Below are 10,947 nucleotides of genomic sequence, written 5' to 3' on the forward strand. Positions count from 1 at the left end.
AGCTTGCGGCTTCATTCAGGCGACCCCATTTCCTGCCGATGTTCAAAGCGCTTTTTCCAGTCGTACTTGCCCTTGCCCTGCCTGCCGCACCGCTGGCCGCGCAGATCGGCCCGGCCGCCGGTGGCAGCGCCAGCCCGCGCCTTGCCGCTGAACTGCAAGACGCCGCCAGCGCCTTCCTGCGCGCCTATCGCCTGCAAGATTGGGCCGCCGCTGTCGAACTGGGCAAGCCGCTGCTCGCCCGGATCGAGGCCAGTCACGGCCCCGCCCACCCCGAGCGCGCGCAGGTCGGGGCAAATCTGGCCTGGGCGCTGTGGCATTCGCGCGCGCATGAAGAGGCGCTGCAACTCTTCGACACGCTCCACGCCGAGATCCCCCCCGACAACCCCGGCCATGACGCATTCCAGGCCGACTATGCCCTGTTCCTGATCCGCGCCGGGCAGAACACCCGCGCCCTGCCCGTGGCGCTTGCCGTGGCCGGACGCGCCGAGCGCGAGCGCGGCCCCGACGCCCCCGAAACGCTGTCGCGCCAGCGCAGCCTCGCCGACCTGCTGCGCCAGATGGGGCAGCTGGAAGAAGCGATCGAGATCTATCGCACCTTGCTTGCCCGGCAACAGGCCCGCCCCGGCCTGCCCGCCGCGCGCGAGGCTGCCACCATCCAGTTCATGCTGGCCGACAGCCTCGACAAGATCGGCGAGATGGACCGCGCCATTGCTGCCTATCACGCCAGCGCCCGCGCCCATGATGCCGCCTATGGCCCGGAACACCCCGAAACCCTTGCCGTGCGCTTTGCACTGGCCCGCGCGCTGGACTGGATGCGCGACAGCGCCGGGCTGGCCGCCGAACTGGAGCATACCATGCCGCGCATTGCGCGCGTTTTTGGCGCCGAAGGGGTGGAATATGCAGGCTGGGTGCAGCTGCGCGCCTGGCAACGGCTGGAGGCGGGCGACACGACCGGCGCCCGCACCGACATGACCGAGGCCGCGCGCATGATCGCCGGCCAGCTGCCCGACAATCACCAGCTTGTCGGCGTGGCCTATCGCTGGTTGTGCATCCTGCTATGGGAACTGGGTGATATCGAAGGCGCCTGGGGGGCCTTCGAGGCGATGCTTGGCGCTCAGGCACCCGACCGCAAGATGCTGCTCGACCTGCTGGAGGAACGCCACGACCGCGGCCTGATCGACGAACATGAGCTTGCCCGCCTTGCCCTGCTCCACCTGCAGGGCACCGTAAGCGGCTCGGTCCGCGGCGCCGTGCGCGAACAATACCTGCGCGGCATGTTGCGCGACCCCGAACTCGCCCGGCTCTACCGGCTGGGCACCGACACGGTCGAGGAACGCAACGCCGTGCAAAGCGAGTTGATCGAACTGGTGCGCCGCCCGCTGGAACAGCGCCCACCGGGGCAGGAAGCCGCCCTGTCCGCGCGCCACGCGGAATTGAACCGGATCGCCAAGGATGCCTTCGCGCAGGTCGATGCAGCCGAGCCTGCCTTTGCCGCCCTGCGCGGTGAAACTCTGGTGGAGCTTGACGCGCTGCAGGCGATGCTCGCAGCCGACGAGGCCTTTGTGCTGATCGATCACCAGCGCCATGACGAGGAATGGAGCATCGTCATCGCCGTCACCCGCGATCAGGCCGCCGCGCGCATCTTCTGGCACCCGGTGGACGGGATCGAAGGCGCCGTTGCCGAGATCCGCGACAACATGAACCTGACGCTGGGCACCCGCGGGGCGGTGGCGATCGGCGGCGGCGCGGACGATCCGCGCGTCTTTCCCTGGGAGGCGGCAGTCAGGCTGTTCGACCTGTCTTTCGGGCAGGTGTCCGACCTGACCTATGGCAAGGCGCACCTTTACGTCGAGCAGCGCGGCCCGATGTCGAGCCTGCCGCCGGGGCTGTTGCTGCCCTACGTGCCCGAAGCTGACCTGAGCACCGCGACGGCACCCTGGCTGATCCATTTTCACGCGCTCACGGTCCTGCCGTCGCTCACCAGCCTGCAAGCGCAAGTGCTGGGCCGCGAGGCCCCGCGCGCGCCCGAACCTTATGCCGGCTTTGCCAACCCGGTCTTTTCCGGGGTCGCGCCTGAACCGGCATTGATGACTGCTGCCACCTCGGAAAGCGCCTTGCGCGGACTGCTGGCCCCGCTACCCGAAACCGCCATCGAGGCCCGCGCGGTGCAGGCCGCGCTGAGCGGCAGCGCCGGGCCGCAGGCCGCCGCCACCCAGCCGCCCGCCGGTGCGCTGTTGCTCGGCCCGGAGGCCAGCGAGGCCGCGCTCAAGGCAATGCCTCTCGATCGCTACCGGGTGCTGCATTTCGCCACGCACGGGCTGATTACCGGCGAAAGCGCGGGGGGAATGCTGCTGAACGAGCCGGCACTCGCCCTCACCCCCGGCGGCGGCGAAGACGGGTTCCTGACCGCCTCGGAAATCGCCATGCTGCAACTCAACAGCGACTGGGTGGTGCTGTCGGCGTGCAACACGGCGCTCGGCGAGCGGCCGGGGGCCGAGCCGCTTTCGGGGCTGGCGCAAGCCTTCATCTATGCCGGCGCACGGGCGCTTCTGGTCAGCCATTGGCCGGTGGAAAGCCACTCGGCCGTGCAGCTTATGACCGATATCTTCCGCCTGCGCGCGCAGCACCCGCAAGAACGCGCCGCCGAAACCAAGGCGCACGCGATGTCCGCCATGATCACCGACCCGCCCGATCTGCGCTGGTCGCACCCGGCCTATTGGGCGCCCTTCATCCTGGTGGGCAACCCCGACTGACGGGACACCGGCCGCGGCAGGCAGGCAGATCGCGCGGAGTGTCAGCGCAGGCGCGGCGGGCGCTCCGGATCCGTCCCCGGCGCGGGCCGGGGGCCAGGCGGCTCGGGCGCGGCCTCGGGTTCGGGCAGGTCAAAACGCAGACCGACACGCGCCAGCCTGGGCAACAGGGCGTCCTCTGCATCCAGAAACGCCACGTCCAGCGCCGCGGCCTCAAGCCCCGAGAACGCCAGCGCCTCGCCCACTGCGCGGGCCAGCGCGCGCTCGGCCTCGGGCACGGTGCCGACAAAGGCCAGCAGATGCCCCTGCCCGCCCCCCTTGTAGCGCACGCCGCACAGCCAGGCCGCCTGTGCCAGCCCCGCAGCCCGCGCCAGCCGCGCATCGAGCGCGGGCAACAGCGCCTCGGGCAGCGCGCCGGGCGGGGTGATTTCTTCGGGACGTGCGGTCATCTCGCGCGGGGTCTCATTCAGCATCCCGGCCAGCCAGTCCATTGCCTCGGCGGGCAACAGAATGGACGAGGGTGCAACATCCAGGTTCAGACCCAGCCCTAGCGCCTGCCCCGCCAGCATCCGCGCCAGAACCCGGCCCGGCAGCGCGGCATAAGGCACCGCCGCCCCGGCAAAGCCCGCCAGCCGCGCCTCCGTGTCAAAGGCCAGTACCACCGGTCCGCTTTCCAGCGGAAACACCTGCGGGCGCAAGGTTTCGCCCTTCGCCTCTTCCTCGAGCATCAGGAAAAGCTCGCTGTCGGCAAGGCAGGCGTGAAAGGCCATGCGCGCGGCCACATCGCTGGGCGCGGCGGACATCGCCGCATGGGCGTGGTCAAGCGCGGTTTCGTCGGGCATCTGCTGCTGGGGTGTCGTCATTCGGACAGGGCCTTCTGCACGGCGCGGCGCAGCGCGGGCAACAGCTCGGCCGCGAACCACGGGTTACGCCTGAGCCAAGCCGTATTCCGCCAGGACGGATGCGGCAAGGGGAAGACGGCAGGCTCGGCCCCGCGCGCGGCAAGTTCGCGCCAGCGGGCCACCGTTTCAGTCACACCCGCGCGGCTGCCCAGGTGCCAGCGCTGCGCATATCCGCCCACCAGCAGCACCAGCCGCAGGTCGGGCAGCGACGGCGAACAGGGCGGGGGGCCTGCATGGCAACCGCAGCGCGGGCGGCAGCACTCAGCCGTCAGGCATGAACGCCCGGCAAGACGTGCCCGCGATGATCGCGCCGTCCTCGTTGTCGATCAGGGCATGAAGCCGGAAGGTCTGGCTCACCGGCTCTATCAGCACATCGACGAACGAGATTTCGGCCTCCACCTCATTCCCGTCCGCCAACGCGATCACAAGCGTCTCGCTGACGCTGAGCGGCTGATGAAACTGGCCGGGCACATCCAGTTCGGCCTGCAGCGTATCGACCTGCACGAGCCGGATCAGCGGGCCATCGGGCGCAACCTCGCCCACATCGGCGAAAAGCTCGACCACCACGCCATCGTGGGGCGCGCGCAGAACATAACGCCGCTGCTCGGCGATCAGCCCATCACGCTGAATCTGCGCAATCAACAGCTCCGATTCAATCTCGCTCAGTTCCGCGACGGACAGAACACCTTGCATCTGATCGGCCCGCTCAAGCCGCTGGCGGGCCATTTCAAGCGTGACCTCGGCCTGCCGCATCTGCGCAACAAGGCTGCCCTGGCCCAACTCGAGCAGCACATCGCCCTCTGAAACGCGGTCGCCAAGCCGGTGATGCACGGTCTCGATGATCTCGCGCGCACTGACCGACAGGCTTGAATCGCGTTTGGGCACCAGGCGGCAGTTGGCCGCCCCCAGATCGAGCACGCCACCGGGCGCGGACTGTGCAAAAGTCGGCGTCGTGAACGCAAGCGCAACGGCCAGCGTGCTACCTGAGACGGCTGAAAAGAAATACTTCATCACGCTCCATATCCGCTTTGAACAGTTGCTTTCTCACCCGCGCCTTCTGCCGCTCTCGGTTGCGCTGATACAGACGCAACCATACCCGAAACACACGATCTGCCAAGCCCGGAGCCGTGCGCGCCAGCGCCACGAGGCCCTGGCGCACCAGCGCTGTCATCGCCTCGTCAAGGGGGCGCTCGTCCAGCGCATGGGCGAAATCGTGGCTGCCGGGGTCGCCCTGACGCCCGGCGCGGCCGAAAAGCTGCCGCTCAAGCCGCGCGGAAGGCAACACCTCGGCAATAATGACATGCAGCCCGCCAGCCGCGCGCACCTCCGGGTTCAGCTTGATGTCGGTGCCGCGCCCGGCCATGTTCGTCACCACCGAGATCGCGTCGATCTGCCCGGCCTGCTTGACGATCTCGGCCTCCTGCTCAAGATGCTTGGCGTTCAGCACCTGATGCTCCAGCCCTTTACGGTGCAGGGCGGCACTGATCGCGTCCGAGGCCTCGACCGTGTTCACCCCGATCAGAACCGCGCGGCCCGCGGCCTGCATCGCTGCGGTGCGCTCGGCCACCCAGGCGTCACGCTGGGCCGAGGTGACGAATATGCGATCATGCTGGCAGAAATTGCGCACTGGCCGATGTGTCGGCACATGAACCGATGCGGCCCGGTAGACCTTGCGCAATTCGCCCCGCACCTCGTGCAGGGTCCCGCTCATGCCGCAAATCTTGTGATACTTGCGAAAATAGCTCTGGAAGCTCAGCTTGGCGATTGTGCGCCGGTTGGGCGAAACCTCAAGCCCTTCGCGCACCTCCAGAACCTGATGCAGCCCCCAGGGCAGCGAGCGGTCGGGGGTGGGGCGCCCTGTCTGCGGGTCGATCAGCACGATCTTGTCTTCCTCGACGAAGTAATGCACATCGCGGCGGAACTTTTCCCGCGCGGTCTTGGCCTGCATCAGCACCTCTTCGGCCAGCGCGAAGGACTGCCATTCAGGCGCCGGATCGGAGATGTCGTCGATCAGCGTTTTCAGGAAACGCGGGTTCAGATAATAGCTTTCGCTACGGCTGACATACTCCCAGACACTCGGGTCCATCCGGTCAACCAGATCTATGGCCTGCTCGACGAAATGGCGCGACAGGGCAGACGACTCCTCGCGGGTGAGGATTAGCGGAATGTTCGCATCGTCGATCAGAACGCTGTCGGCCTCGTCGATGATGACAAAGCCCAGTTCCGTCACCATCCGGCGATCCTGCTGGAACGAGGATTTGACCCGCTCGGCGAAGGAGCCGGATTCCTGCAGCTTGATGCGATCCTTGAGATAGTCGAAGACCAGTTCCTTGTTGGTGCAATATGTCACGTCGCAACCATAGGCCGCGCGACGTTCCTTCGGGTTCATGCCGTTGACAACGGTGCCCACCTCAAGCCCCAGCATACCGAGCACCGGCGCAACCTCTTCGGCGTCACGCGCGGCGAGATAGTCGTTCACCGTCACCACATGAATGGGCGTGCCGGCCAGCGCATGAAGCGCGGCGGGCAGTATGGCGGTGACAGTCTTGCCCTCGCCCGTTGCAAGCTCGACAAAATTTCCGTTGGCCAGGTGAAACCCGGCCAGCAACTGGTTGTCATGGTAGTGAAACCCGAAGACCCGCTTCAGAACCGCATCGACCAGCGCAAAGCATTCCGCCAGGTCGACATCTTCCAGCGCGGCCTTGCGCAGCCGCGCGGGAAGCGCACGCGCGCGCTGCCTCAGCTCCGCCTCAGGCAGGTCGGACAGGGCTGCCCGCTCACGGTGAATTCCGCGCAGCACCCGGCGCGCATGCAGGCGGCGGTTGCACTGCTCGCGCCAGCGCTGCCTGGCGATGTCGATCAAGCTGCGCTCGCCATGTGCGATTTCGGCGGCATTCAGCGCCAGCCCGGTGCGCGGCGGGGGGATATCACTGACCCGGGCCAAAACGCGCCATCAGTGCGGTGTAGACCACCGGCCAAAGCCGGTCGAACACGGTTTCGGGCGGATGGTGCAGCTTGATGCGCACCCGCGAGCCGATGGCGGCGGGCGGAAGCGGCCCCTCGATTTCAAGCGCGAATCCCGACTGCACCGTGTGGAAGCCGTCCATGTCCTCGCTGTCCTGGGTCATGACCGGCCCGCCGAAACGGTCGGCCAACTGCGGCGCATGCAGGCTGCGCGTGGCATTTTCCAGGATATGACCCTGCGCAGCATCGGCCTGCGCCTGTGTGCCGTCAGGGAAAAGCAGCGCATAGCCGGACACACCGCGGCGCAACTGCCGCGCGCGCCGTTCCTGCACAAAGCCCACGATGCGGCGGTTTTCCGGCGCATCGACCACCCCCAGCATGGCCCGTAGGGGCACGAATGCCCCTTGGTGAAACACTGCAGCCTCGGCGGACCAGCGCCCCGAGGCCGCCGCGCGCACCTCGGCCTCGCCGATGCGGCGGTCAAGATCGGCGCGCACGGCCTCAAGCGCGTCGATCTCGCGCTGAACCGCGGCGGCGAAACCGGCATTGCCGCTGGACTGCGCGCCGCGCAGGCGGATGGTGGCGCCTTCGATCTTGGCGTCGAGCACCTCGCGTTCGGTCAGCAGGGCATCGGGGCGCAGAGAGAAAAGCGGTGCCCCCTCTTCCACCGGCATTCCCATGCGGACATGGATTTCATCAATGAACCCGGCCACCGGCGCATAGACGGTGCCCGACTCGGCATGGATCACAACCCCATCCACCACGGTGCGGCTGGGCAGCGGTACCACCGCAAGAAGTACGCCGGCGCCAAGCGCGAAGGCCCCGGCACGAAGGAAGAACTTGCGCGGCATGAATGTCCCCGACGTGCCTTTGAAGAATGCAGTAACCGATTTGATGCTGGGATGCACCAGCCCCGCATAGACAACCCATATGGCCAGAAACTGCCCCATGAAGGGAACAATCTCGATCACCAGAAGCGCGATGGTCAGGGTGATGAACACCTTGTAGCACGCGGCTGCCACCCCGTAGGCGGCCAGCCACATGCGCGCACTCGGCCCCGCCGTTTCGCTGTCGGGCGCAAGCTGAGAGCCCAGCGCAAGACGCAGCCACCGCCCCAGAAGCTTGTTCGCGCGGGTGCCCAGATTGGGTGTCTGCGTCAGATCGGACAGGATGTAATAGGCATCGAAACGCAACAGCGGGTTGCCGTTGAAGAACAGTGTCGAAACCGTGCAGATGAACACCACGTTGAACAGCACGGCCCGCCACAGCCCCGGATCGCTATAGGTCCACAGGATCATGGCCATGGCGGCCAGCGCAAGCTCGGCCAGGATACCCGCCGCGGTGATCAGCGCACGCGATTTGTGCGCGCGCAGGCGGTTGGCCTCGGAGGCGTTGACATAGGGCATCGGCACGAAAACCAGAAACATCACGCCGGCTTCGAACACATCACCGCCAAAGCGGCGGATGGCCAGCGCGTGCGCCAGTTCGTGAATGAGCTTTACCACCGGATAGACCAGCGCGAGGATCAGAAGATTGTCGGGCGCAAGCGCCCGGTCGGCCAGGTTGCGGCTGAACGGCTGCCAGTTACCGATGGCGAAATAGACCCCCGTCGCAATCAGCGCGATGAAGGCCAGCAGCCCAAGACGCGAGAACAGCACATGCGCCAGCAACGTGGCTGGTGCGAGGCGCAAGAAGTTCTTGGGATTGATCAATGGGATCTTCTGACTGACAGGCGATTTCAGGACGCGCAGCACCTTCTCCCAGGACTTCTTTTTCTGAAGACGCGCGATCTGGGCCGAGCGCGGCGGCGTATCGACCGAGATCAGCCCCGACTGATACATCTGCGAAAGCGTCTCGATCAGTTCGTTCTGGGTGGGCAGGTTCGGCGCGTTCGACCAGGCAAGCTCGTTCCAGACATCCTCGATCGAATGCTGCCCGTCGAATTGGCTGAAGATGCGGAAATCGGCCTCGGACAGGCGATAGGTCTTGCCGCCGGTGCGGTCGTGAAAGACATACCAAAGCTCACCCAGGTAATCATGCACGAAAACTTCAAGCTGGGTGCGCAGCCTTGGCCTGAGGTCAGCAACCCGGTGCCAGTCCTGGCTGAGAAGCTGAAGATGCGCCATCAGGGGGTCCAGCGCCAGAAAAACTGGTAAAGCGTATCGAATACCGGTTTCACCCAGATACGCCAGAGCGGTTCGGGCGGCAATTCCAGCCGGGCCACGCCCTGCATCCCGTTTTCCAGCCGCAGGCCCTGCGGCTCGACCAGCGCGTAACCAACGAAACGCAACTCACCCTCTTCGGGCTGAGCCGCCGGATTGACGCGAAGCACCTGAACGGGCAGCGGGCGGTCGGGGGCAACATTCATCCGCAGCCGCCCCGAAAGCCCCTGCTCAAGCCGCGCGCCGTCGCGGTTCGAGACACTGAGGCGCGCCTCGGTCGCCTGGCGCGAGGCGATCATCAGCAGGTTCTCGCCATGCTCGATATTCGAGCCCACCCTCTGGCGCAGGTCGCCCTGCAGCACGATGCCGTCGATCTCGCTGCGCACAAGGGTGCGCGCGATGTCACGTTCGATCAGTTCCAGCCGCGCCTGCACTTCCGAAGCCTCGGCGCGGGCGACAGCGGCGGCGCCGAGGTTGCGTTCGCGTTGGGCGATGGCCTCTTCGGCGCGCAGTTTTTCAAGCTGCGCAATCAGTTCCAACCGCCGCAACTGCATGTCGGTATCGTCGATCCGCGCCAGCACGTCACCGCGCTGCACCGCATCGCCCGGCAGCACCATGATTTCCAGCAGCGTGCCGTCCATTGGAGCGGCCACCGCGCGCAGACCCGGATCGTCGATCACCGTTTCGGCCCGCAAGGTCGCTGGTGTCTCCACCAGAACCAGAGCCGCAATCAGCGCCGCCAAGGCCAGGCCGATGACCTTTGCCCAGATATGCCGCGGCCCGAGCAGATAGCCGAAGAACTGGCCCAGATCGTCAACCGCCTTGCCGATCAGGGTGCGCGCGTTCTTCTGCTGAAGCTCCAGCACCGGTTGCGCCATGATCCAGAGCGGCTCCCACAGCTTGAGATCGGGCACGGCCTCAAGCCTGGTCCATTGCAGCACCATCGCGCCACGCATCTCCGCACGGGCATCGGATAGCGGAATCACCGCGACCGCCTCGTCGCCATGCTCGGCGGCAAGCGTGGCCAGCGGGGTCTGCACCGGATCACCCTTTTTCCAGAACAGTTCACGGCGCTGGCGCAGGGCCTCGGTCGCGGCCTGTTCCGTCAGGTCATTGAGTTGCGTGCGCCGATCAAAGCTGACCACGCCCGAGATCGAGCGCAGCCGCACCCGGCGCCCGCGCCCCCTGCTCACGAGCGAGATCCGCGCGGCATCGAAAACCTCGGCCACTTCGACGCAAAGGCTTTGCCGTGCTTCGGTAATGTCATCGGAAGACAGCATCTCGGCCGAAATGGTGAAGGCGCGCGCCTGCACATTCAGCCGGTGCTGCGCCGCCTCAAGATCCTGCCGCGCGACGAGATGCACCACCCAGCCGGCCGCAATCTGGATATGCTCCATCAGTAGCTCGACCTGCCGCGCGGGCATCGCCTTCAGCCCCAGCAGCACGAAGATCCGCCGATTGCTGACCCTCAGCGGCAGCACCAGCGCCTCGGCGATGGTGTCTTGCTCGACATCGAGCGGGGCGATCACGCCATTGCCGCTGTCTGCGGCCTCGGTCAGCGGCTTGTGATAGGCCCGGCGCAGGGCAAAGCTTTCAGGGGCAGCGGCGCGCACCTCGAACGAAGTCTCGGCCAGTTCGACGACAGCCGCCTCGACGATGCCGCGCAGGCTCCCCACCACATGGCGACACCATGCGTGGAGATCGGGAAACACCGTCTCGCCCGCGCCCGGATCAATGCCCAGAAAGCTCTCATTCGCCGCCACCATCGGGCCGCCCTACCCTGTGCACGCGTTCCGGTCAGCCGGTTGTGATCGTGCCTTCACCCTGCGGCTGCACCGTCTGCCCCCCGGCTTCGATCTGGCCGTAGCGGGCCTCATGCTGGGCGATCGCGTTGACCAGCATCGCCGCCAGGCGCTTGGCCGTGGGCGGCGTCATGATGATGCGGTCGTTCAGATCCACCTCGAAATCCTTGGTCTTGCCGTGCCAGGAACGACCGATGCCGATAAGCAGAGCGAACTCTTCCTGTGTTGCGGCCACGTTGGCCACGTTCGCATAGCTGGTGCGCATGTTCTGGTCGCGAAAGACGACCGTCTTGCCACCCTGTTCTGCCTTCATATCCGTCATCAGACCTCCAGTAGGTTTCCAAGCCATGCGCCGTTCGCGCAGCTG

Annotated in this window: 8 protein-coding genes; 1 reads left to right on the forward strand and 7 read right to left on the reverse strand. The window is 66.4% G+C overall.

Going from position 1 to position 10,947, the window contains the following annotated elements; all coding sequences use genetic code 11:
- Positions 1-38 precede the first annotated feature (38 nt).
- A complete protein-coding gene (locus DQ229_RS10950) occupies positions 39-2,753 on the forward strand; it encodes a CHAT domain-containing protein (RefSeq protein ID WP_114966284.1) in 2,715 nt (904 codons plus the stop codon).
- 41 nt (positions 2,754-2,794) lie between these two features.
- Here DQ229_RS10950 and DQ229_RS10955 read toward each other — a convergent pair whose 3' ends face one another.
- The 7 genes from DQ229_RS10955 to DQ229_RS10985 form a co-directional block, all read right to left on the reverse strand.
- Positions 2,795-3,592 carry an SseB family protein gene (locus tag DQ229_RS10955; protein ID WP_114966285.1) on the reverse strand — a complete coding sequence of 266 codons (798 nt, stop codon included), beginning with the start codon at positions 3,590-3,592 and terminating at the stop codon, positions 2,795-2,797.
- Positions 3,593-3,609: 17 nt separating this feature from the next.
- A complete protein-coding gene (locus DQ229_RS10960) occupies positions 3,610-3,840 on the reverse strand; it encodes a uracil-DNA glycosylase family protein (protein ID WP_420796863.1) in 231 nt (76 codons plus the stop codon).
- 73 nt (positions 3,841-3,913) lie between these two features.
- Positions 3,914-4,663, reverse strand: a complete 750-nt coding sequence (locus DQ229_RS10965) for an efflux RND transporter periplasmic adaptor subunit (protein ID WP_114966286.1) — start codon at positions 4,661-4,663, stop codon at positions 3,914-3,916.
- Positions 4,632-6,596, reverse strand: a complete 1,965-nt coding sequence (locus tag DQ229_RS10970; RefSeq protein ID WP_114966287.1) for a preprotein translocase subunit SecA — start codon at positions 6,594-6,596, stop codon at positions 4,632-4,634. The genes DQ229_RS10965 and DQ229_RS10970 overlap by 32 nt, the downstream gene beginning before the upstream one ends.
- A complete protein-coding gene (locus tag DQ229_RS10975) occupies positions 6,580-8,742 on the reverse strand; it encodes an HlyD family secretion protein (protein WP_114966288.1) in 2,163 nt (720 codons plus the stop codon). The genes DQ229_RS10970 and DQ229_RS10975 overlap by 17 nt, the downstream gene beginning before the upstream one ends.
- The gene (locus DQ229_RS10980) at positions 8,742-10,544 is read right to left on the reverse strand and encodes an efflux RND transporter periplasmic adaptor subunit (RefSeq protein ID WP_114966289.1); all 1,803 of its coding nucleotides are present in this window, start codon (positions 10,542-10,544) and stop codon (positions 8,742-8,744) included. The genes DQ229_RS10975 and DQ229_RS10980 overlap by 1 nt, the downstream gene beginning before the upstream one ends.
- A gap of 31 nt (positions 10,545-10,575) precedes the next feature.
- Positions 10,576-10,902 carry a DUF3467 domain-containing protein gene (locus tag DQ229_RS10985; protein WP_162300834.1) on the reverse strand — a complete coding sequence of 109 codons (327 nt, stop codon included), beginning with the start codon at positions 10,900-10,902 and terminating at the stop codon, positions 10,576-10,578.
- Positions 10,903-10,947: the final 45 nt, after the last annotated feature.

It is taken from the genome of Alkalilacustris brevis, from assembly GCF_003350345.1.
In the GTDB taxonomy this organism is placed as follows: Bacteria; Pseudomonadota; Alphaproteobacteria; order Rhodobacterales; family Rhodobacteraceae; genus Alkalilacustris; species Alkalilacustris brevis.

Bases quoted from the DNA above. Each gene is read 5' to 3' on its own strand.
- DQ229_RS10950 (WP_114966284.1), top strand. From the start codon at position 39: ATGTTCAAAGCGCTTTTTCCAGTCGTACTTGCCCTTGCCCTGCCTGCC.
- DQ229_RS10955 (WP_114966285.1), bottom strand. From the start codon at position 3,592: ATGCCCGACGAAACCGCGCTTGACCACGCCCATGCGGCGATGTCCGCC.
- DQ229_RS10965 (WP_114966286.1), bottom strand. From the start codon at position 4,663: ATGAAGTATTTCTTTTCAGCCGTCTCAGGTAGCACGCTGGCCGTTGCG.
- DQ229_RS10975 (WP_114966288.1), bottom strand. From the start codon at position 8,742: ATGGCGCATCTTCAGCTTCTCAGCCAGGACTGGCACCGGGTTGCTGAC.
- DQ229_RS10980 (WP_114966289.1), bottom strand. From the start codon at position 10,544: ATGGTGGCGGCGAATGAGAGCTTTCTGGGCATTGATCCGGGCGCGGGC.
- DQ229_RS10985 (WP_162300834.1), bottom strand. From the start codon at position 10,902: ATGACGGATATGAAGGCAGAACAGGGTGGCAAGACGGTCGTCTTTCGC.